A 21,634-nucleotide genomic window follows, 5' to 3' on the forward strand; every position below is an offset into this window, starting at 1 on the left:
ACGGGCATGGCCTCCTCCCCGCCCCAGGGCGTCCGGGCTCCGTCCGGCTCCTCCGCGAGCTCCCTGGCGCGCTCGCTCGCGCGGCGCGCGGAGGTGCCGGCCGGCGACGTCAGGGCCGCAGGGGCGGTGGTCTTCCGCCCGGGGCGGCAGGTCCTGCTGGTGCACCGCGGGCGCTACGACGACTGGTCCTTCCCCAAGGGCAAGCTCGACCGCGGCGAGCACGAGACGACCGCCGCGGTGCGCGAGGTGGCCGAGGAGACCGGGCTGCACGTGCGGCTGGGCCCGCCCCTGCGCGACCAGCGCTACACCGTCGCGCGCGGCACCAAGACCGTCCACTACTGGGCCGGGCGCGTCGTGGGCGACGACGACGTCAGCGGCTACGCCGTCAACGACGAGATCGACGCCGTCGAGTGGGTCGACCGCGACGAGGCCGTCATCCGGCTGACCTACGACCGCGACCGCGCGACGCTGCGGGAGGCCCTCGGCGTACGTCGCCGCGCGCAGGCGCTGGTCGTGCTGCGCCACGCCTCGGCCCGCTCGCGCAAGGCCTGGCGCGGCGACGACCGCGACCGTCCGCTCCTGCAGGCCGGTCGCGCCCACGCCCTGCGGCTGGTGCCGGCGCTGGCGGCGTACGACGTGGACCGGGTGGTGAGCTCGCCGGCGCTGCGCTGCCTGGAGACGGTGGCGCCCTTCGCCGAGACCGTCGGGGTCGGGCCCGAGCGCGACGACCGGCTCTCCGAGGAGGACGCGCGCGGCGCCGGGGTGCGCGCGCTCGTGGAGCAGCTCGTCGCCGACGGGGGCCGGACCCGGCGCGGGGCCCTGCTGTGCACCCACCGGCCGGTGCTGCCGAAGGTCTTCGCGGCCCTGGGCCTGCCCGACCCGGCGCTCGACCCCGGCGAGCTGGTCGTGGTGCACCTGCGCAAGGGCCGGGTGCTGGCCGGCGAGCGCCACCGGGTGCGCTAGACCGCTGAGTTGACAGACCCCCTTAGTTCACCGCGACGGTCGGGATCAAGGGCGGACGGCCGGGTTCACGTGATGTACGCCGCAGTGCCCGCCAGGTGTCACGGAACGGGCGGGACGCGTTCACGCCGCGTTCACCGACGGCCACGGATCCGTCCACCTGCGCTGCCTACCTTCCTGGCGTCCCCACATCTGAGACTTCAGGAGCAACGAAGTGAAGCGCACTTCCATCCGCCGCGTGATCGTGCCCGGCATCGCAGCGATGACCCTCGCTCTGGCCGGCTGCGCCGCCGGCAACGAGACCGACTCCGGCTCCACCGGCTCCGACGGCGACAGCGCGTCGAGCGACGTGAGCGTCGAGGGCCAGTACACGATCGGCGGTGCGTCCTCCCAGGAGGCCGCCCAGCTCGCGTGGACCACCGGCTTCAGCGACGTGCAGCCCGGCGCGACCGTGACCTACGAGCCGGTCGGCTCGGGCGGCGGCCGGGAGAACTTCATCTCCGGCGCCTACCTCACCGCGGGCTCCGACGCCTACCTCGTCGACGAGGCCCCCGACAACGAGCTGACCGCCGCCACCGAGCGCTGCGAGGGCGAGGCCCCCATCGAGGTGCCGAACTACGTCAGCCCGATCGCGATCATCTTCAACGTCGACGGCGTCGACGAGCTCAACCTCTCCCCGGAGACCCTCGCCGGCATCTTCGCCGGCGAGATCACCGAGTGGAACGACCCGGCCATCGAGGCCGACAACCCCGACGCCGACCTGCCCTCGGCGACGATCAACCCCGTGCACCGCTCCGACGAGTCGGGCACCACGGAGAACTTCACCAACTACCTCAGCGTCGCCGCCGGCGACACCTGGACCGAGGGTGCGGTCGAGACCTGGCCGCAGGCCTTCGGCGGCGAGGGCGCCCAGGGCACCTCGGGCGTGGTGAGCGCCGTGACCGACGGCCAGAACGCGATCGGCTACGCCGACGCCAGCCAGGCCGGCGACCTGCCCGCCGCCAACATCGGGGTCGGCTCCGACTTCGTCGAGCCCTCCGCCGAGGCGGCCGCCAACATCCTCGCGGTCTCGCCGGCCGCCGAGGACGCCGGTGAGAACCAGCTGATCTTCGACCTCGACTACACCACCGACGAGGCCGACACCTACCCGATCGTGCTGACCTCCTACATGATCGCGTGCCCGACCTACCCCGAGCAGGCCGACGCCGACTTCGTGAAGGCCTACCTGTCCTACGTCCTCAGCGAGGAGGGCCAGCAGTTCGGTGCCGACGAGGCCGGCGTGGCCCCGCTCGCCCCGGAGCTCGAGGAGCAGGCCCTCGCGATCGTCGACACGATCACGGCCGGCTGACACCGTCGTGACCCTCGGGGGTCCGGGCCCTCACGGGCCCGGACCCCCGACCCACGCAGGCGGCACCGACGCTCGCGATCCGGCACAATCGACCCGCAGACCAGCACCACACGGCAGCACGAGCGGCCCCGACGGGGCCACCGAACCAGGGGGACCCAGGTGACCAGCACCAGCACCGAGCCACGTGGGGGGCCGACCGAGCCCCTCGAGGACCAGGTGGTGAGCCGACGCGGTGACGTCGTCTTCGCCGGCCTCGCCCGCGGGGCGGGCCTGCTGATCATGCTGGCCCTCGCCGGCGTGGCGCTCTTCCTGCTCCTGCAGAGCATCCCCGCCTTCTCGGCGAGCGGCGACCAGGCCTACGGCAAGGACAACATCGTCCTTTACGTCTGGCCGCTGCTCTACGGCACCGTGATCGCCGCGGTCATCGCGCTGATCATCGCCACCCCGCTGGCCATCGGCGTCGCGCTGGTCATCTCGCACTACGCGCCGCGGCGCCTGGCCCGCTACATCGGCTACGCCATCGACCTGCTCGCCGCCGTGCCCAGCGTCGTCTACGGCCTGTGGGGCCGCGAGACGCTGCAGTCGTGGGTCTTCCCCGTCTACCAGTGGCTGGCCGACAACCTCGGCTTCATCCCGCTCTTCGCCGGCCCGGTGACCACCGGCCGCACGATCCTCACCGCCGGCGTCGTGCTCGCGGTGATGGCGCTGCCGATCATCACCGCGCTGTGCCGCGAGGTCTTCGCCCAGACCCCGCGCATGCACGAGGAGGCCGCCCTGGCCCTCGGCGCCACGCGCTGGGAGATGATCCGGATGACGGTCTTCCCCTACTCGCGCTCGGGGGTCACCTCGGCGGTCATGCTCGGCCTGGGTCGTGCGCTCGGCGAGACCATGGCCGTGGCGATGGTGCTGGCGGCCTCGGGCGTCATCACGATCAACCTGATCTCCTCGCAGAACCCCTCCACGATCGCCGCGAGCATCGCGCTGAACTACTCCAACGCCTCCGGCATCAAGACCAACGTGCTGATCTTCGGCGGGCTCGTGCTCTTCGTAGTGACCTTCGCCGTCAACTTCCTCGGCCGCTGGCTCGCCGCCCGCGGCCAGGCCAAGGGGTGACCCCGTGACCGATCTCCAGACCCGTCCCTCGCCGGCCCCCGGCGAGAGCATCACCCTGACCCGCCCGCAGCTGCCCGGCTGGGCCCCGGCCGTCGCCGCCCTGGTCGCCTTCGGCCTGGCCGCGCTCGTCGGCCTGCTGCTGGGCTGGGGCCCCGTGCCGGTCGTCGTGGTCGGCTGGATCCTGCTCGTCGTGGCCCTCCCGGCCTGGTCGACCGCCGTCGAGGGCTCGCGCAAGGGCACCGACCGCCTGGTCACCACCGTCGTGTGGACCACCTTCGCCGTGGCGATGATGCCGCTCGTGGCCGTGATCTGGGAGGTGATCAGCCGCGGCGCCCCGGCGCTGTCGGTGGAGTTCCTGACCTTCTCCCAGGACGGCGTCCTCGGCGAGGGCGGCGGCATCTACCACGCCATCATGGGCACGCTGATCATCACCGCGATCGCCACGGTGATCTCGGTGCCGATCGGCGTGCTGGCCGCGATCTACCTCATCGAGTACGGCAAGGGCAGCCGGCTGGCCCGCGTGCTGACCTTCCTGGTCGACGTCATGACCGGCATCCCCTCCATCGTGGCGGGGCTCTTCGCGCTGGCCCTCTTCACGCTGATCTTCGGCCCCGGCACCCGCATGGCCATCGGCGGCTCGATCGCGCTGTCGGTGCTGATGATCCCCATCGTGGTGCGCGCCACCGAGGAGATGCTCAAGCTCGTGCCCGACGAGCTGCGCGAGGCCTCCTACGCGCTGGGCGTGCCGAAGTGGCGCACGATCACCAAGGTCGTGCTGCCCACCGCCATCGGCGGCATCATCACCGGCGTCACGCTCGCCGTCGCCCGGGTGGCGGGGGAGACCGCGCCGCTGCTGCTCATCGTCGGCACGCTGCGCTCCACCAACTTCAACCCCTTCGAGGGCAGCATGGCCACCCTTCCCGTGCTGATCTTCTCCGAGGCGACCCGCGGCGGACTCGCGGAGTACGTCCCCTTCCAGGTCGAGCGCGCCTGGGGCGCGGCGCTCGTGCTGATCACCATCGTGATGCTGCTCAACGTCATCGCCCGCGTGCTCGGCAGCTTCTTCGCCCCCAAGACCGGCCGCTGACCGCGGCACCCTGAGAGGACCCACCCGTCATGGCCAAGAGCATCGACGTCTCCGACCTGGACATCTACTACGGCGACTTCCTCGCCGTGCAAGGCGTGACCATGTCCATCAAGGCGCGGGCGGTGACCGCGCTGATCGGCCCCTCGGGCTGCGGCAAGTCGACCTTCCTGCGCTCGCTGAACCGCATGCACGAGGTCATCCCCGGCGCCCGCGCCGAGGGCAAGGTCGTCGTCGACGGCCAGTCGCTCTACGACCCGTCGGTCGACCCGGTGGCCGTGCGCCGCCAGATCGGCATGGTCTTCCAGCGGCCCAACCCGTTCCCCACGATGTCGATCTACGACAACGTGCTGGCGGGCAACCGGCTCAACGCCAAGCGGATGAAGAAGGCCGAGGCCGACACCATCGTCGAGCGCTCCCTCAAGGGCGCCAACCTGTGGAACGAGGTCAAGGACCGTCTCGGCAAGCCCGGCATGGGCCTCTCGGGCGGCCAGCAGCAGCGGCTGTGCATCGCCCGCGCGATCGCCGTCGAGCCGCAGGTGCTGCTCATGGACGAGCCGTGCTCGGCGCTCGACCCGATCTCGACCTCGGCCGTGGAGGACCTCATCCACGAGCTCAAGGCCGACTACACGATCGTCATCGTCACCCACAACATGCAGCAGGCGGCGCGCGTCTCCGACGACACCGGCTTCTTCAACCTCAAGGCGACCGGGGAGCCGGGCCACCTGGTGGAGTTCAACCCCACCAAGAAGATGTTCACCAACCCCGACATGGAGTCGACGGAGGCCTACATCTCCGGTCGCTTCGGCTGACCGGGGCCGGGGCGGGGGCGGGACCTCCCGGCCGGTGGCGGAAGGCATCGACGTGTGTCAATATTGACGCATGTCGATGCTTGCGGGCTCCGTGCCCGATCCTGACGACCCGCTGGCCTGCTGCACCCCGCTGGCGCGCGAGCCGATCTCCGACGAGCAGGCCGGGCAGCTGGCGCCGCTGCTGAAGGCGATCGCCGACCCCGTGCGGCTGCGGCTGCTGTCGCTGGTGCTGTCCCACGAGGGGGCCGAGGCGTGCGTGTGCGACCTGCTGCCCGCCTTCGACCTCTCCCAGCCCACCATCAGCCACCACCTGAAGGTGCTGCACGACGCCGGCCTCCTCGACCGCGAGAAGCGCGGCGTGTGGGTCTACTACCAGGCGCGGCCCGCGGCGATGGCCGCCCTCGGCTCGCTCTTCGACGCGGCGGGGGTGCCCGCGTGAGCGCCTTCTCGACCCCGCCGTCCACCCCGCCGGGCACCGCGTCGCAGGGCGACCCCCGCGACGGCGCGGTCATGGCCAAGCTGTCGACCCTCGACCGGTTCCTGCCCGTGTGGATCGGGGTCGCGATGGTGGTCGGGCTCGTGCTCGGCCGCTCCGTCGAGGGTCTCGACGACGCCCTCTCGGCGGTCGAGGTCGACTCGGTCTCGCTGCCGATCGCGGTCGGGCTGCTGGTGATGATGTACCCCGTCCTGGCCAAGGTCCGCTACGACCGGCTCGGCACCGTGACCGCCGACCGGCGGCTGCTCGCGGCCTCCATCGGGCTGAACTGGGTGGTCGGCCCCGCGCTGATGTTCGCGCTGGCGTGGCTGATGCTGCCCGACCTGCCGGAGTACCGCACCGGCCTGATCATCGTCGGCCTGGCCCGCTGCATCGCCATGGTCCTCATCTGGAACGACCTGGCCTGCGGCGACCGCGAGGCCGCCGCCGTCCTGGTCGCGATCAACTCGGTCTTCCAGATCGTGGCCTTCGCCGCGCTGGGCTGGTTCTACCTCGACCTGCTGCCCGGCTGGCTCGGCCTCGAGCAGAGCGGCCTGGACGTCTCGGCCTGGGAGATCGCGAAGTACGTCGCGATCTTCCTCGGCGTGCCGCTGGTGGCCGGCTGGCTCAGCCGGGTGCTGGGGGAGCGCGCCCGCGGCCGGGAGTGGTACGAGTCGACGTTCCTGCCCCGGGTGGGCCCGCTGGCGCTCTACGGCCTGCTCTTCACCATCGTGGTGCTCTTCGCCCTCCAGGGCGACACGATCAGCAGCCGCCCGGGTGACGTCGCCCGGATCGCGCTGCCCCTGCTGGCCTACTTCTTCCTCATGTTCGGCGTCTCCTTCGCCCTGGGCCACCGCCTGGGCCTGGGCTACGAGCGCACGGCCACGCTGTCGTTCACCGCGGCCGGCAACAACTTCGAGCTGGCCATCGCCGTGGCCATCGGCGTCTTCGGCGTCACCAGCGGCCAGGCGCTGGCCGGCGTCGTCGGCCCGCTCATCGAGGTGCCGGTGCTCGTCGCCCTCGTCTACGTCGCCCTGTGGGCGCGCCGTCGCTTCTACCCCACCGTCCAGCCCGCCACGGAGGCGCCATGAGCACCACCCCGTCCCACCGCATCGACGCCGAGCTGCTGCAGCACATCGCTGCCGACCTGACCCCGGCCTTCGCCGGCGTCTTCGGGCCCGAGACCGTCGCCCAGCACGTCGTCGACGCCTACGACCGGATCGCGGGCGAGGCTCGCCTGAGCGGTTACCTGTCCATCCTCACCGAACGCATCGCCCGCGACTCGCTCGTCGAGCTCGCCTCCACCCAGAAGGACGTCCACATGACCACCACGCCCGAGGTCCTCTTCGTCTGCGTGCACAACGCGGGCCGCTCGCAGATGGCCGCCGCCCTGCTCCAGCACCACGCCCAGGGGCGGGTCAAGGTCCGCTCGGCCGGCTCGGCGCCGGCCGACACGATCAACCCCGCGGTCGTCACGGTGATGGACGAGCTCGGCATCGACGTCTCCGCCGAGGTGCCCACCAAGCTGCTCACCGAGGACGTCGCGGCCTCGGACGTCGTGATCACCATGGGCTGCGGCGACGCCTGCCCGATCTTCCCCGGCAAGCGCTACGAGGACTGGGCGCTCACCGACCCGGCCGGCAAGGGCCCCGACGAGGTGCGCGCGGTGCGCGACGAGATCGACCAGCGCGTGCAGAAGCTCCTCGCGGAGCTGACGGCCTGACCACGCCGCCGCGCGGAGGGCTGCCCGGCGCCGTCGACGTGGTCGTCGTCGGCGGCGGGCAGTCGGCGCTGGCTGCGGCCTACCACCTCGTGCGCGCCAACCGCCGCCGCGAGCGCCCGCTGACCTTCGTGGTGCTCGACGACCGTGCGGCGCCCGGGGGCGCGTGGACCGAGGGCTGGTCGAGCCTGCGGCTCTTCTCCCCGGCTGCCTACTCCTCGCTGCCCGGCTGGCCGATGCCCCCCTGGACCGGCCCGGGCACCCCGCCGGCCGCCCACGTCCGCGACTACCTCGCCGCCTTCGAGGCCCGCTACGCCCTGCCCGTGCTGCGGCCCGTGCGGGTGCGGGAGATCGACGCGAGCGACCCCCGCGCGGTGCTCGTGCGCACCGACGCCGGCGACGTGCGCGCCCGGGCCGCGCTCAGCGCCACGGGCACTTGGAGCCGCCCCTTCCGCCCCGCCTTCCCGGGCGCCGAGGACTTCGGCGGGCGGCAGCTGCACACCGTCGACTACCACGGCCCCGCCGAGTACGCCGGGCACCGCGTGCTCGTCGTCGGCGGCGGCAACTCCGCGGCCCAGGTGGCCGCCGACCTGCTGCTGGCCGACCCTCCGCCCGCGCGGGTCGTCTGGGCCGCCCGCGAGCAGCCCCGCCTGCTGCCCGACGACGTCGACGGCCGGGCCCTCTTCGAGGCGGCCACCCGCGCGGTCGCGGGCGAGGGCCCCGGTGTCGGCGGCCTCGGCGACGTGGTCGCCGTCCCCAGCGTCCAGCACGCCCGCGACCGGCGCGGCCTGCGCGCCGTACCGCTGCCGGAGCGGCTGACGCCCGCCGGCGCCCGCTGGGCCGACGACGGCGTGGGCGGGGGAGCCCGGGAGGAGGCCGTCGACGACGTCGTGTGGTGCACCGGCTTCCGGCCCGCGCTCGTGCGGGTCACCGGGGTCGGGCTGCGACGCGTCGACGGCCACCCGCTGACCCGGGCCGACCACCCGACGGTCTCCGCCGACGACCCCCGGCTGCTCTTCGTGGGCTACGGCGACTGGACCGGCGCCACCAGCGCCACGCTCATCGGCGCCAACCGCTCTGCCCGCGACGCCGTCGGGCACCTGACCGAGCTGCTGGACCGGCCGGAGGAGCAGGCACCCGGCCCCGGCCGGGACGCCTGAGCAGCCGGGCGCGAGGTCAGGCGGTCGCCACGCCGCGCCGCTCGGCGAGCCACCGCACCATGGGGTAGCCGGTGACCAGACCCAGCACCACCCCGAGCTGCATGAGGAACCAGAAGGCGCCCTCGGTCGCCGGCGGCATCAGCTCGGCGAGGTGGAGCAGCACCATCCAGCCGCCCATGCCCACGTCGAAGGCCAGCACGGTCAGCACCGCCGTCGCCGCCGCCGTGCCGACGGGGGTGCGGAGGGTGGCCCGCTCGTGGACGAAGAGCAGCGCGACGGCCAGCGCGCCGATGACCAGGATCATCACCCACAGGTCGATCCCGGCGATGGTGAGCCCGGAGGCGACGACCAGCGGCACCCCGACCAGGTGGGCGAGCGCGGAGGCCGACCCGCCGGGCAGCCCCTCGACCGCGGTCGGCAGAGCACCGTCGGTCCGGTCGGCCGGGTCGCGGTGACGGCGCCACAGCAGCAGCGCGAAGGGTCCGAGGTAGAGCCCGGAGCAGATCCACACCACGTCGAGGGTGCGGGTGCGCTGGCGGTGGCCGCGCAGCAGGACGTCGACGGCGATCACCGCGGCCGTCGCCAGCGAGAGGGCCAGGAACACCCAGGCGAGGGGGGTGACCCAGTCGGGGACGCGGTCGTTCATCGGCATGTCCATCAGGGCGCCCACGGTAGCCGCGTGCCCCCAGGACGCCACCGGCGCGGCACCGTCCTCCTCGGACGGTGCCGCGCCGGTGGTCGTGCTCCTGGCCGGTCGCTCAGGCGTCGATGACCAGCGGGATGATGAGCGGGCTGCGGCGGAAGGTCTTGTGCGACCAGCGGCCGATGTCGCGGCCCAGCATCTGCTCGAGCTGCTGGGAGTCGCCGATGCCCTCGGCGGCGGCGCGGGCCAGGGTGCGCTCGATGACCTTGATCGCGCCGTCGAAGGCGTCGGGGGCGTGCTCGAAGCCGCGCACCAGGAAGTCCGGCGGGTCGGCCAGCTCGCCGGTGTCGGCGTCGACGATGGCGAGCACCGTGACGACGCCCTCCTCGGCGAGGGTGCGCCGGTCCTTGAGCGTGGCCTCGGTGACGCCGCCGACGGTCTGGGCGTCGACGTAGACGTTGCCGCAGCGCACCTTGCCGACCACGGAGGCCTTGCCGTCGACGAGGTCGACGACGACGCCGTCCTCGGCGAGCACGACGTTGGCGGGGTCCATGCCGGTGCTGATGGCCAGGTCGGCGTTGGCCCGCAGGTGGCGGTACTCGCCGTGCACGGGCATCACGTTGCGCGGCTGCACGACGTTGTAGCAGTAGACGAGCTCGCCGGCGCTGGCGTGACCCGAGACGTGCACCTTGGCGTTGCCCTTGTGCACGACGTTGGCGCCCCAGCGGGTCAGGCCGTTGATGACGTTGGAGATGGCGTTCTCGTTGCCCGGGATCACCGAGCTGGCCATGAGGATGGTGTCGCCCTCGCCGACGCGGATCTTGTGCTCACGGCTGGCCATGCGCGACAGCGCGGCCAGCGGCTCGCCCTGCGAGCCGGTGCAGACCAGGGCGGCCTTGTGGGGCGGGAGCTTCTCGAGCTGGTCGAGCGGCACGATCAGGCCGGGCGGCACGGTGAGGTAGCCCAGGTCCTGGGCCACGCCCATGTTGCGCACCATCGAGCGCCCGACGAAGGCGACCTTGCGCCCGTGGGCGTGGGCGGCGTCGAGCACCTGCTGGATGCGGTGCACGTGGCTGGCGAAGCTGGAGACGATGACGCGGCGCGGGGCCGTGCGGAAGACCTGCTCGATGGCCGGCAGCAGCTCGCGCTCGGAGGTGGTGAAGCCGGGCACCTCGGCGTTGGTGGAGTCGGTGAGGAAGAGGTCGACGCCCTCCTCGCCGAGGCGGGCGAAGGCGCGCAGGTCGGTGATGCGCCGGTCGAGGGGGAACTGGTCCATCTTGAAGTCGCCGGTGTGCAGCACCATGCCCGCGAAGGTGCGGATGGCGACGGCCAGGGCGTCGGGGATGGAGTGGTTGACCGCGACGAACTCGAGGTCGAAGGGCGCGTAGGAGCGGGTCTCGCCCTCCTTGACCTCCACCAGCACCGGCTGGATCCGGTGCTCCTTCAGCTTCTCCTTGATGAGGGCGAGCGTGAGCCGCGAGCCGACCAGGGGGATGTCGGCGCGCTCGCGCAGCAGGTACGGCACGCCGCCGATGTGGTCCTCGTGGCCGTGGGTCAGCACGACGGCGACGACGTCGTCGAGACGGTCGCGGATCCACTCGAAGTCGGGCAGGATCACGTCGACGCCGGGCTGGTGCTCCTCGGGGAAGAGGACGCCGCAGTCGACGATGAGCAGCTTGCCGTCGTGCTCGAAGACGGTCATGTTGCGACCGACCTCGCCGAGGCCGCCGAGGGCGACGACGCGCAGGCCCTTGCGGGGCAGGCGCGGCGGGCGCTTCAGCTCGGGATGGGGGTGACTCATGGGTGCTCCTTCGGGGTGGTGCTGGCGATCGCGGGAGTCCGGCGCGCGTGCTCACCGACGCGGGTGCGTCGGTCAGGTGCTGGCCGGGAGCTCCTCGATCAGGATGTCGGGGTGGTCGCGGGCCACGGTGTGGGCCCGCCACTTGTCGGGGAAGAGGACGATGTGGGCGCCGTCGGCGCGCTCGAGGACCTCGATCTGCCGCACGCCGCGCAGCACGTCGGCGTCCTCGGCGCGGGTGCGCCGCGCGATCGTGTAGCTCAACGAGTCCATGGTGACGGGTGCGTTGAACTCCGTCTCCATCCGCGCCGCCACGACCTCGAACTGCATCGGGCCGACCGCGGCGAGCACGGGGTTCTGGTCGCCGCGCACCGTCGAGCGCAGCACCTGGACCACGCCCTCCTGGTCGAGCTGCTCGATGCCGCGGCGGAACTGCTTGTAGCGCCCCGACTCCTTGGCGCGCACGCTCATGAAGTGCTCGGGGGCGAAGGTCGGGATGGCCGGGAACCGCACGGCGGGGCCGTCGTGGATGGTGTCGCCCACCCGCAGGGCGTTGGCGTTGACCAGGCCGATGATGTCGCCGGGCAGGGCGGTCTCGACCGAGGAGCGCTCACGGCCGAAGACGGCCTGGGCGTACTTGGTGGCGAAGGGTCGACCGGTGGAGGCGTGCTTGACCACCATGCCGCGCTCGAAGACGCCCGAGCAGACCCGGGCGTAGGCGAGCCGGTCGCGGTGGGCGGAGTCCATGCCGGACTGGACCTTGAAGACGAAGGCGCTGAAGGGCTCGTCGACCTCGCGCACGCCGCCCGCCTCGGTGGGCGTGGCGTGCGGGGGAGGGGCGAGCTCGAGCAGCCGCTCGAGGATCTGGGCGACGCCGAAGTTGAGCAGGGCCGAGGCGAAGAGCACCGGGGTGGTGGCGCCGTCGAGGAAGCGCTGCTGGTCGTGGTCGGCGCCGTCGGCCGAGAGCAGCTCGTGCTCCTCCTGGGCGGTGGTCCAGGCCTCGCCCTCCTCGGCGGCGGCCTGCTCGGCCGGCAGGTGCTGCTCGGGGGCGCGGGTGGAGCCGCCGGCGGTGCGCAGGTAGCGGATGAACTCCCCGCTGCGCCGGTCGAGCACCCCGCGGAAGTCGCCGGCGATGCCGACCGGCCAGGTCAGCGGGGTGGGCCGCAGACCGATCTGCTTCTCGATGCCGTCCATCAGCTCCAGCGGGTCGAGGCCGGGGCGGTCCCACTTGTTGATGACGGTGATGACCGGGATGCCGCGCAGGGCGCAGACCCGGAAGAGCTTGAGGGTCTGCGGCTCGAGGCCCTTGGCGGCGTCGACCAGCATGACGGCCGAGTCGACGGCCGAGAGCACGCGGTAGGTGTCCTCGGAGAAGTCGGCGTGGCCGGGGGTGTCGACCATGTTGACGACGTGGTCGGCGTACTCGAACTGCAGCGCGGCGGAGGTGATGGAGATGCCGCGGTCGCGCTCCATCTGCATCCAGTCCGAGACGGTGCCGCTGCGCCCGGCCTTGCCGTGCACGGCGCCGGCCTCGGTGATCACCTGGGCGTGCAGCACCAGCGCCTCGGTCAGCGTCGACTTGCCCGCGTCGGGGTGGCTGATGATGGCGAAGGTCCGGCGGGGCCGGTGGTCGTCGGAGAGAGGTCGGCTCATGGCAGCTGGAAGACGTACTTGCACAGGAAGTAGAGACCCGCGGCGACGGCGCCGGCCGCGGGGAAGGTCAGCACCCAGGCGGTGACGATGGAGCGGGCCACGCCCCAGCGCACGGCCGAGAAGCGCTTGGTGGCGCCGGCGCCCATCACCGCGGAGGTGATGGTGTGCGTGGTGGAGATCGGCGCCTCGAAGACGAAGGCGGTGGTGTAGAGCACGCCGGCGGCCACGGTCTCGGAGGCGAAGCCGCGGGCGGGGTCGAGGTGGATGATGCGTCGGCCCAGGGTGCGCATGATCCGCCAGCCGCCGGCCCACGTGCCGGCCGAGATGGCCGCTGCCGCGGCCAGGATCACCCAGATCGGCAGGTCGTCGTCGGCGCCGGCGTACCCGCCCGTGACCAGGGCCAGGAAGATCACGCCCATCGTCTTCTGGGCGTCCTGGAGGCCGTGACCGAGCGCCATCGCGGCCGCCGAGAGGGTCTGGGCGATCCGGAAGCCGCGCATGGTGCGGTGGGGGTTGCGCCGCCGGAAGCCCCACATGATGCCGAGCATGAGCAGGAAGGCCGCGGCGAAGCCGAAGAGCGGCGAGGCGATCATCGGCAGGATGATCTTGTCGACCACGACGTCCCACTTCACCACCGAGCCCGAGGCCAGCGCCGCGCCGACCAGGCCGCCGATGAGGGCGTGGGAGGAGGAGGAGGGAAGGCCGTAGTACCAGGTCAGCAGGTTCCACGCGATGGCCCCGAGCAGGCCCGACATCACGATCACCAGCCCGTGGGACCCCCCGGACTCCGGGGTGATCACCGAGCCGACGGTGTTGGCGACCTCCTGTCCGAGGAAGGCGCCGATGAAGTTCATGATCGCGGCCATGCCCAGCGCGACCCGAGGGGTCAGCGCCCGCGTCGACACCGAGGTGGCGATGGCGTTGGCGGCGTCGTGGAAGCCGTTGGTGTAGTCGAAGACCAGGGCGACGACGACGACCGCGATGACGATCGCGAGGTCCATGAGGGGCTCAGGACTCCTTGACGGCGATCTGCTCGACGGTGTTGGCGACCCGCTCGAAGGCGTCGATGGCGGCCTCGAGGCCCTCGACGATGTCCTTGAGCTTGAGCACCTCCATCGCCTTGTACTCCCCGGAGAAGAGGTGGGCGAGGATCCGTCGGTGGTTGCGGTCGCCGACGTTCTCGAGCCGGTTGATCTCGATCCAGTACTCGTCGAGCGACTGCATCGAGCGCAGGTTGGGCATCGCGGCGGCGGTGATCTCCGCGCAGCGCTGGAGCACGTCGACCTGGTCGGTCAGCAGCTCGGTGGGCATCGCCTTGACCTCGTAGAGCATGAGCATGTCGACGACCTCGTCCATGCAGTCCATGACGTCGTCGAGGCCCGAGGCCAGCGCGTAGATGTCCTCGCGGTCGAAGGGGGTCACGAAGGTCTGGTTGACCCGGCGGATGATCGCGTGGGTCGTCTCGTCGGCGGCGTGCTCGGCCTCGCGCATGCGCGAGGCCACGTCGGCGAGGTCGGCGGTCCCGTCGAGGGACTCGGCGAGCAGGCCCGTGCCGACCAGCAGGTGCTGGGCCGACTCGGAGAACTGGTCGTAGAACGCCGTCTCGACCGGCCGGAAACGCAAACCCACGGAGAACTCCTGGTGAGGAGGAAAAGAACCGTCGGCCATGCTAGGCGCAAGGGGCCCCCTGCGGGAAAGTCAGGGGCTCTGGCGCCGCCGGCGCTGTCCCTCGATCAGCTTCTCCTGCAGGTGCACCGGGCCGTGGTTGCGCGTCCACGTGCCGTCGCTGTCGAGCAGCCAGGCGTCGGTCTCGGGGTCGAAGGCGATGTCGAGCACCCGGTCGATCTCGGCCAGGCTCTCCTCGCCGGGCAGGCGCACCAGCACCTCGACGCGGCGGTCGAGGTTGCGGTGCATCATGTCGGCCGAGCCGATCCAGGCCACCGGCTCGCCGCCGTTCTCGAAGCGGAAGACCCGGCTGTGCTCGAGGAAGCGGCCCAGCACCGAGCGGACCTCGATGTTCTCCGACAGGCCCGGCACGCCGGGGCGCAGCGAGCAGATGCCGCGCACCAGCAGCTGCACCGGCACACCGGCCTGCGAGGCGAGGTAGAGGGCGTCGATGACCGCCTCGTCGACGACCGAGTTGGCCTTGAGACGGATCCGCGCGGGACGACCGGCCAGGTGGTGGCTGATCTCCTGGTGGATCTGCTCCACGAGGCCGAGACGCACCGAGTCGGGGGCCACGAGCAGCTCGTCGTAGGAGGCGTTGCGCGACCAGCCCGAGAGGTTGTTGAACAGGTGCGCGACGTCCTCGCCGATGCGCTCGTCGGTGGTGATGAGGCCCAGGTCCTCGTACATCCGCGAGGTCTTGGGGTTGTAGTTGCCCGTGCCGATGTGGGTGTAGCGGCGGATGCCGTCGGGCTCGTCACGCACCACCATCGCCAGCTTGCAGTGGGTCTTGAGCCCGACGAGGCCGTAGACCACGTGGCAGCCGGCCTGCTCGAGCTTGCGGGCCCAGCGGATGTTGGCCTGCTCGTCGAAGCGCGCCTTGATCTCCACGATGACCAGCACCTGCTTGCCGGCCTCGGCGGCGTCGATGAGGGCGTCGATGATCGGGGAGTCGCCCGACGTGCGGTAGAGCGTCTGCTTGATCGCCAGCACGTGCGGGTCGGCGGCGGCCTGCTCGATGAAGCGCTGCACCGAGGTGGCGAAGGAGTCGTAGGGGTGGTGCAGCAGCACGTCGTGGCGCCGCGCGGCCTTGAAGACGTCGACCGGGGCCGCCGACTCGACCTCGGCGAGGCGGTAGTGGGTGGTCGGCACGAACGCGGGGTACTTCAGCTCCTCGCGTGCGATGTCGGCGATGCCGTGCAGGCCGCGCAGGTCGAGCGGGCCGGGCAGGTGGAACACCTCGTCCTCCCTGACCCCCAGCTCCTCCTTGAGCAGCTCCAGCACGCCGGGGGAGATCGACTCCTCGACCTCGAGGCGCACCGGCGGGCCGAAGCGGCGGCGCAGCAGCTCCTTCTCCAGCGCGGCCAGGAGGTTCTCCGCGTCGTCCTCCTCGACCTCGAGGTCCTCGTTGCGGGTGACGCGGAAGGTGTGGACCTCGAGGATGTCCATGCCGGGGAAGAGCCGGCGCAGGTGCTCGCCGATGACGTCCTCCAGCGGCACGAAGCGCTCGTTGCCCAGCGGCACGAAGCGGCTGAAGATCGGGGGCACCTTGACCCGGGCGAAGTGCTCCTTGCCGGTCTTGGGGTTGCGGATCAGCACGGCGAGGTTGAGCGAGAGGCCCGAGATGTAGGGGAAGGGGTGGGCCGGGTCCACGGCCAGCGGGGTCAGCACCGGGAAGATCCGGTCCTTGAACATCCGCTTGCACTGCTTCTGCTCCTCGCGGTCGAGGTCGTCCCAGCGCACCAGCTCGATGCCGTGGTCGCCCAGCGCGGGCACGATCTCGTCGCGGAAGAGGTGGGCCTGGCGCTCGCTGAGCTCGCGCGTGGTGGTCCAGATGTGGTGCAGCACGTCGCGCGGCATCAGGCCGCTGGCCGCGCGCACGGCCAGGCCCGCGGCGATGCGCCGCTTGAGGCCGGCCACGCGGACCATGAAGAACTCGTCGAGGTTGCTGGTGAAGATGGCCAGGAAGCGGACCCGCTCGAGCAGCGGCAGGTCGCGGTCCTCGGCCAGCTCCAGCACGCGCTGGTTGAAGCGCAGCCAGCTCAGCTCGCGGTCGAGGAACCGGTCGTCGTACTTCTCCACCGCCGCCAGCGCCTCGTCGTCGGGCACGTAGGGCGGCTCGACGTCGAAGGGCTCCTCGGGCGCGGCGTCGTGGCTCTCGACGATCTCGGCGGACATGGGGCCAGTGTGGCAGTCGCGCGTGAACGGGAGGTGTCTCGCGCGACGGCTCGCGAGATCGGTGCGCCGGACCGGTGTGCGCCGGTTTCGCCGCGCGACGCGGGCGGGGTTCACTGGACGCCGTACGACGCCCCGCGCGGCGCGGTCGCGGGTGGGAGACGGAGGAGGGGTCGTGGCACGTCGAGTCCGGCTCCGTGCCCGTCGCAGCCTGGCCGCGCTCGGCCTCGGTGCGACCGTGCTCGCCGGCTGCTCCGCCTGCTCGGGCGCGCCGGACGCCGCTGACCCGGCCGACCCGTCGGGTCCGGCCGCGCCGTCCCCGGCGTCCCCGGCGTCCCCGGCGTCCCCGGTGTCACCGGGGGAGGAGGGCGCCGTCGGGGCGCCCGGGCTGGTGTGGTCCGACGAGTTCGACGGCGAGGCCGGCGCCCCGCCCGACCCTGCTGTCTGGCAGCCCGACGCCTTCGGCCACGGCGGAGGCAACAACGAGCTGCAGTGCTACACCGACGACCCGGCCAACGCCTCGCTCGACGGCCAGGGTCACCTGGTCGTCTCGGCGCTCTCGGCGCCGGGCCACACCTGCGCCGACGGCACCGTGCGCGACTACACCTCGGCGAGGCTGACCACCGAGAGCAGCCTGTCGTGGCAGTACGGCCGCCTGGAGGTGCGCGCGCAGGTGCCCGCCGGGGTCGGCACGTGGCCGGCCTTCTGGGCGATGGGCACCGACCGGGCGGAGGTGGGCTGGCCACGCTCGGGGGAGATCGACGTGATGGAGCACGTCGGGCGCAGCCCGACCCTCGTCACCGGCTCCATCCACGGGCCCACCGAGGCCGGCACCCGCTGGCAGGTCACACGCGAGCACGACGCCGGTGCGCCCCTCTCCGACGGCTTCCACACCTACGCCGTCGGCTGGGGGCCCGACGGGCTGGAGTGGGAGCTCGACGGCCGGCCGTGGGGCGGGGTGTCGCGCGCCGAGGCCGAGCAGCTGGGGCTGTGGGCCTTCGACAAGCCGTTCTACCTGCTGCTCAACCTCGCGATCGGCGGTGACCTGGGAGGTCCGGTCCCGCCGGAGACTCCCTTCCCCCAGTACCTCGTCGTCGACCACGTGCGCGTCTACCAGTGACGGGGCCGTCGACGCCGGACCTCCTGTGGCCGGATCTCCTGTGGCCGGATCTCCTGTCGCTGGACGGGTCCGTCGGCTAGGTTCCCTACTCGTGAGTAACGGATCGCCCCTCCAGGCCCTCGCCCACGCTGCGCAGAAGGCCGCGCTCGGCGCCGCCATGTCGCTGCCGCCGTCCGTCCAGCGGCGGCTGGCGGGCTCCCCGGTGGTGCTCGACGGGCAGACCCTCGCCGTCGACACCCAGCTGATGCTGAAGCTGCAGAAGCTCTCGGGCGATCCGCCGATCGAGACGATGGCCTTCCCCGACGGCCGGGTGCAGGCGCGGGTGCAGACCGCGATGGCCGGCGGCAAGCAGCCGATCGGCGCCGTGCGCGACCTCGAGGTCGCCGGGCTCCCGGCGCGGCTCTACACGCCGCGCGCCCGGGTGTCGGTCGCCGTACGGCAGCCTCCTGCGCCGCTGCTGGTGTTCTTCCACGGCGGCGGCTTCTTCTTCGGCGACCTCGACACCCATGACGCGACCTGCCGCATCCTCGCCGAGCGCGGCGAGGCCCTCGTGCTGGCCGTCGACTACCGGCTGGCGCCGGAGCACCGCTTCCCCGCGGCCTACGACGACGCCGTCGCCGCCTACCGCTGGGCCGTGGAGCACGTCGAGGAGCTCGGGGTCGACCGCGACCGGATCGCCGTGGGCGGCGACTCCGCCGGGGGCAACCTCGCCGCCGGCGTCGCCCTGGAGGCGGCCCGCTCGGGCCTGCCGTGCGCGTTCCAGCTGCTGGTCTACCCCGCCACCGACGCGACCCGCGCCACCGAGAGCCTGCGCCTCTTCGGGGCGGGCTTCTACCTGTCGGCGGAGTTCATGGAGCTGGCCAACGACAGCTACATGACCGAGGGCCTCGACCCGCGCGACCCGCGCCTGTCGCCGGCGTACGCCGACGTCCCCGAGGGGCTGGCCCCCGCCTACGTCTGCACCGCCGGCTTCGACCCGCTGCGCGACGAGGGCGAGGCCTACGCCCGCAAGCTGTCCGACGCCGGCGTCACGGTCGAGCTCAAGCGCTTCGAGGACCAGATCCACAGCTTCTTCAACATCGTCGGCGTGGGCCGCAGCTCGCGCGCCGCCGTCGCCGAGATCGCTGACCGGCTCCGCGCAGGGCTCGCGCCGCGCGGCTGAGGCGGCGTCAGCGGTAGTCGACGAGCTGGTTGGTCACCTCGGTGACGGTGAGGTCGACGGGGTCGCTGGTGATGTCGACGCTGCCGGGCACCGGCTGCCACGGCCCGCCGTCGACGCGGTAGTCGGCGGTGTAGACCGTGGTCACCCGCGGCCGCACCTGGCCCTGCTCGAGATAGGTGTGGGTCAGCTCGAGGTCGGGGTACGGCGCTCCCGGCTCGGTGGTGCTCAGCCCCTCGCCGTCGCCGAAGGCCCACCGGAACTGGCTGGGGGTGATGTCGAGGTCGACGCGTCGCCCCAGCAGGGTGACGGTCTCGGTGAAGGGCTCGGCGGCGGTGAAGAAGTTGGTCTCGAAGTTGATCAGAGTCCTGCCCCCGGGCGGCTGGACCGAGAGGTCCGGCTCGGGCAGCGGTACGCGCTCGAGTGCTCGCTGCACCATGCCGGGGGTGACCTGTGGGGGAGCGACTATTGCGGTTGGTGAATTAGTGGGGCAGGAGGTGCCTGTCTCCCACACCTCTCCATCGGGCGACGTGAAGGTCCAGAGAGTGACCGGTGTCCCGTCTGGGCACAATTGAGGTTCGGCGCAGGTTTGAGCGCCGCCGACTGCGCAGATGGGGCTCGACGACCATGCACCCGGGGTGGGACTTGCAGAATCTGACTCTCCGGCTTGAGTAACTGAGTCCGCTTGAGACGGCGGGGTCTCAACAGCGTTGTTGGCCCAGAACGCGCCGTCGCCTGGCAGCACACCGGGGTCATCCGCCGTCGCCGGGACAACCCCCTGCAGTCCGACGGTCACAAGGGTCCACAACAATGCCTGTGACCGATTCATGCGTCTGCCCGCTGCCAACGCAGCACTCGCAGAGATCCCTGGAATTGTTCGACGATGAACTCGTACTTCCCGGGCCCACCCTCGTAGCGCTTCGGGTCATCCCCCGGGATCCTAATTGTTTGCGGCGACGTCTCGGTCGTCGCGGTAACGGTGAATCCTTGAATCAGACCGCCTCGGACCGGGGCAGCGTCCAAGCCCACGACGCGCACATCGCCGCCTTCAATTTTCCCCCCTGCATCAAAGATCGCGGCGAGGGCTTCGGTTCCGCCCGCACACGCCGAGCAATTTGGATTCACTATCTGCGTTGTCACTTCGGCTTTACCAGAAGTCTGTGCGTAGTTGACGAGATCGAAGTAGAAGCGAACGAGCGACTTAGCGGCCGCGGCGTTCGTTCCTTCCGCCGCACGGGGGAGTTCGGGCGAGGGGGTTGTCGTCGGTGCCTCACCATCAGACGGCGCGAGTGACGGGCTGGGATCTGCGATTCGTGGCTCCGGATCCTCCGAGCAGCCAACGATGCTCAGCAGTGACACGGTCACGGCGGCAGCGACGAGAGCAGAGGGCTTCACGAAGGGGTCCTTCCCGAGGGGACCGGCCCCAGGACCGAGGGGACCGTACGGTTAAATTAACCCGAACCGGCGCGTCGAAACCACCGGTGTGCCGCTGCCCTGTGGACAACTCGGCGGGCCAGCCATGGGCCCGTCGAGGTCGCGCGAGTCCACCCGGCCCCTGACCGCGCGCTGCCGAGCGCCTCGGCGGCTGCCCCGTCGGTGGGCCCCGGAAGTGGCGGGAAACGACGCGTCGATGGGCCCTGAGGCTGCCGTTTCCCGCCACTTCTGCGCGACTGACTCGGAGGGCCGTGCACCGGCGCTAGGCGGGACCGAGCGGGGGCGAGGTCCCCGGGGCCCGCGCCACTCGACGAGCAGTGACGAGCGCGGGCGTCCGTCACTCGTCGCGGGTCAGGCGGTGGGGCGCCACGCGCGCAGGGCGCGGGTGAAGGCCTCGGGGTCGACGGTCTTGGCGGTGATGACGACGGGCGGCAGGCTGCGGCGCACGAACCTGACCTCCCAGCCGCGGCTGCCGGGCTCGCCGACCACCTCGACCTCGGTGGCGGGCTGCTGGAGGTCGAAGCTGTGGTGGCTGTCGGCGGTGCGGATGTCGACCACGCCGGCGGCGTCGATGCTCACCCGGGTGGAGGGGGTGCGGGCGCGGGCGCCGACGTAGACCAGCAGCACGGCGAGCAGCGCCAGGCCCAGCACGACGGCGTCGGTGGGGCTGCCGCCGATCGCCACACCGGCGGCGGCCACGAGGGCGGCCACGGCGAGGACCAGGGCGACCAGCGACGCGCGGCCGCGGGTGCGGGTGACGTCGGTGGCCGCACCGGACGCCCGCTCGCCGGTGGTCACGGGGGAGCCCGCCTCCTCGTCGGCGTCGCCGCGGTGGCGCGAGTCGGCGACGGGGCGGGCGGCGACCGGTCGTCCCAGCAGCTGCTCGCGCGCCTCGGCGAGCTCGCGGGCCAGCTCGGCGGCGTGCTGCTCGGCCTCGAGACGATCTTGCAGCGCGGCCTCGACGAGCTCGGCCTGGTGACGCACCGACGACTCGACGGCCTGGCGGTCGATGGCCCGCTGCTCGGCGAGCGACTCGGCCTCGGCGCGCAGGCGGGCCTGCTCGGTGGCGGCCTGCTCGGCGGCCTCCCGGGCGTCGTGGGCCGCCCGCAGCTCCTCCGCGTGCTGCCGCGCCGCGAGGGCGACCTCTTCGAGCGCCTCGATGGTGCGCTGCTCCGCGGCCTCGCGGTCGGCCACCGCGGCGGAGGCGAGCGCCACCTGGTGGGCGGCCTCCTCCTCGGCGGCGGTGCGGATGTCGACCACGCCGGCGGCGTCGATGCTCACCCGGGTGGAGGGGGTGCGGGCGCGGGCGCCGACG

The 21,634-nt window shown here is 72.2% G+C and carries 19 protein-coding genes and 1 pseudogene; 11 read left to right on the forward strand and 9 right to left on the reverse strand.

What is annotated here, in order from left to right; translation table 11 throughout:
• Nucleotides 1–6 precede the first annotated feature (6 nt).
• The 9 genes from LPA27_RS11480 to LPA27_RS11520 all read left to right on the forward strand — a co-directional run bounded on the left by LPA27_RS11480 (nt 7) and on the right by LPA27_RS11520 (nt 8,672).
• Entirely contained in the window at nt 7–963 is a 957-nt protein-coding gene (locus LPA27_RS11480) for an NUDIX hydrolase (RefSeq protein WP_228942506.1), read from the forward strand.
• A 211-nt stretch (nt 964–1,174) separates the two neighbouring features.
• Nucleotides 1,175–2,308 (forward strand): phosphate ABC transporter substrate-binding protein PstS, encoded by a 1,134-nt coding sequence (gene pstS, locus LPA27_RS11485; protein ID WP_056863403.1) that lies wholly within the window; start codon nt 1,175–1,177, stop codon nt 2,306–2,308.
• A gap of 219 nt (nt 2,309–2,527) precedes the next feature.
• Nucleotides 2,528–3,421 (forward strand): phosphate ABC transporter permease subunit PstC, encoded by an 894-nt coding sequence (gene pstC / locus LPA27_RS11490; RefSeq protein WP_228942507.1) that lies wholly within the window; start codon nt 2,528–2,530, stop codon nt 3,419–3,421.
• A gap of 4 nt (nt 3,422–3,425) precedes the next feature.
• A complete protein-coding gene (gene pstA / locus LPA27_RS11495) occupies nt 3,426–4,508 on the forward strand; it encodes a phosphate ABC transporter permease PstA (RefSeq protein ID WP_056863404.1) in 1,083 nt (360 codons plus the stop codon).
• Between the two features lie 29 nt (nt 4,509–4,537).
• Nucleotides 4,538–5,317: a phosphate ABC transporter ATP-binding protein PstB gene (gene pstB / locus LPA27_RS11500; RefSeq protein WP_056863405.1), complete on the forward strand. Its 780-nt coding sequence runs from the start codon at nt 4,538–4,540 to the stop codon at nt 5,315–5,317.
• 70 nt (nt 5,318–5,387) lie between these two features.
• Nucleotides 5,388–5,756, forward strand: a complete 369-nt coding sequence (locus LPA27_RS11505) for a metalloregulator ArsR/SmtB family transcription factor (RefSeq protein WP_324251257.1) — start codon at nt 5,388–5,390, stop codon at nt 5,754–5,756.
• A 71-nt stretch (nt 5,757–5,827) separates the two neighbouring features.
• A complete protein-coding gene (arsB, locus tag LPA27_RS11510; protein ID WP_228942518.1) occupies nt 5,828–6,883 on the forward strand; it encodes an ACR3 family arsenite efflux transporter in 1,056 nt (351 codons plus the stop codon).
• A complete protein-coding gene (locus LPA27_RS19355; protein WP_324251258.1) occupies nt 6,880–7,515 on the forward strand; it encodes an arsenate reductase ArsC in 636 nt (211 codons plus the stop codon). Before arsB ends, LPA27_RS19355 begins: the two co-directional genes overlap by 4 nt.
• A 38-nt stretch (nt 7,516–7,553) precedes the next feature.
• Nucleotides 7,554–8,672 carry an NAD(P)-binding domain-containing protein gene (locus tag LPA27_RS11520; protein ID WP_228942508.1) on the forward strand — a complete coding sequence of 373 codons (1,119 nt, stop codon included), beginning with the start codon at nt 7,554–7,556 and terminating at the stop codon, nt 8,670–8,672.
• A 16-nt stretch (nt 8,673–8,688) separates the two neighbouring features.
• Here the strand turns inward: LPA27_RS11520 and LPA27_RS11525 are convergent, their stop codons facing one another.
• From LPA27_RS11525 to LPA27_RS11550, 6 genes are all read right to left on the reverse strand, one after another.
• Nucleotides 8,689–9,330, reverse strand: coding sequence for a DUF4396 domain-containing protein (locus LPA27_RS11525; RefSeq protein WP_228942509.1), 642 nt, complete (start codon nt 9,328–9,330; stop codon nt 8,689–8,691).
• Between the two features lie 100 nt (nt 9,331–9,430).
• A complete protein-coding gene (locus LPA27_RS11530) occupies nt 9,431–11,116 on the reverse strand; it encodes a ribonuclease J (RefSeq protein WP_056863410.1) in 1,686 nt (561 codons plus the stop codon).
• A 72-nt stretch (nt 11,117–11,188) separates the two neighbouring features.
• Nucleotides 11,189–12,766, reverse strand: a complete 1,578-nt coding sequence (locus LPA27_RS11535; RefSeq protein WP_056863411.1) for a peptide chain release factor 3 — start codon at nt 12,764–12,766, stop codon at nt 11,189–11,191.
• Nucleotides 12,763–13,767: an inorganic phosphate transporter gene (locus LPA27_RS11540; RefSeq protein WP_056863412.1), complete on the reverse strand. Its 1,005-nt coding sequence runs from the start codon at nt 13,765–13,767 to the stop codon at nt 12,763–12,765. Before LPA27_RS11540 ends, LPA27_RS11535 begins: the two co-directional genes overlap by 4 nt.
• Before the next feature lie 7 nt (nt 13,768–13,774).
• The gene (locus LPA27_RS11545; RefSeq protein ID WP_228942510.1) at nt 13,775–14,395 is read right to left on the reverse strand and encodes a DUF47 domain-containing protein; all 621 of its coding nucleotides are present in this window, start codon (nt 14,393–14,395) and stop codon (nt 13,775–13,777) included.
• Nucleotides 14,396–14,464: 69 nt separating this feature from the next.
• Nucleotides 14,465–16,609: an RNA degradosome polyphosphate kinase gene (locus tag LPA27_RS11550; RefSeq protein WP_228942511.1), complete on the reverse strand. Its 2,145-nt coding sequence runs from the start codon at nt 16,607–16,609 to the stop codon at nt 14,465–14,467.
• Nucleotides 16,610–16,781: 172 nt separating this feature from the next.
• Between LPA27_RS11550 and LPA27_RS11555 the strand changes: the two genes are divergently transcribed.
• Together LPA27_RS11555 and LPA27_RS11560 are read left to right on the forward strand one after the other, a co-directional pair.
• Nucleotides 16,782–17,726 carry a family 16 glycosylhydrolase gene (locus LPA27_RS11555; RefSeq protein ID WP_228942512.1) on the forward strand — a complete coding sequence of 315 codons (945 nt, stop codon included), beginning with the start codon at nt 16,782–16,784 and terminating at the stop codon, nt 17,724–17,726.
• Between the two features lie 91 nt (nt 17,727–17,817).
• Nucleotides 17,818–18,888 carry an alpha/beta hydrolase gene (locus tag LPA27_RS11560; RefSeq protein WP_228942513.1) on the forward strand — a complete coding sequence of 357 codons (1,071 nt, stop codon included), beginning with the start codon at nt 17,818–17,820 and terminating at the stop codon, nt 18,886–18,888.
• 7 nt (nt 18,889–18,895) lie between these two features.
• Here LPA27_RS11560 and LPA27_RS11565 read toward each other — a convergent pair whose 3' ends face one another.
• The 3 genes and pseudogenes from LPA27_RS11565 to LPA27_RS11575 form a co-directional block, all read right to left on the reverse strand.
• Nucleotides 18,896–19,324, reverse strand: coding sequence for a hypothetical protein (locus LPA27_RS11565; protein WP_056903382.1), 429 nt, complete (start codon nt 19,322–19,324; stop codon nt 18,896–18,898).
• Between the two features lie 386 nt (nt 19,325–19,710).
• A complete protein-coding gene (locus LPA27_RS11570; protein ID WP_228942514.1) occupies nt 19,711–20,280 on the reverse strand; it encodes a DUF6318 family protein in 570 nt (189 codons plus the stop codon).
• 390 nt (nt 20,281–20,670) lie between these two features.
• Nucleotides 20,671–21,634 (reverse strand): annotated as a pseudogene (locus tag LPA27_RS11575) (hypothetical protein); the annotation flags it as partial.

Origin of the sequence: Nocardioides sp. Leaf374 (genome assembly GCF_916862475.1) — a bacterium.
GTDB classification, from domain to species: Bacteria; Actinomycetota; Actinomycetes; order Propionibacteriales; family Nocardioidaceae; genus Nocardioides; species Nocardioides kribbensis.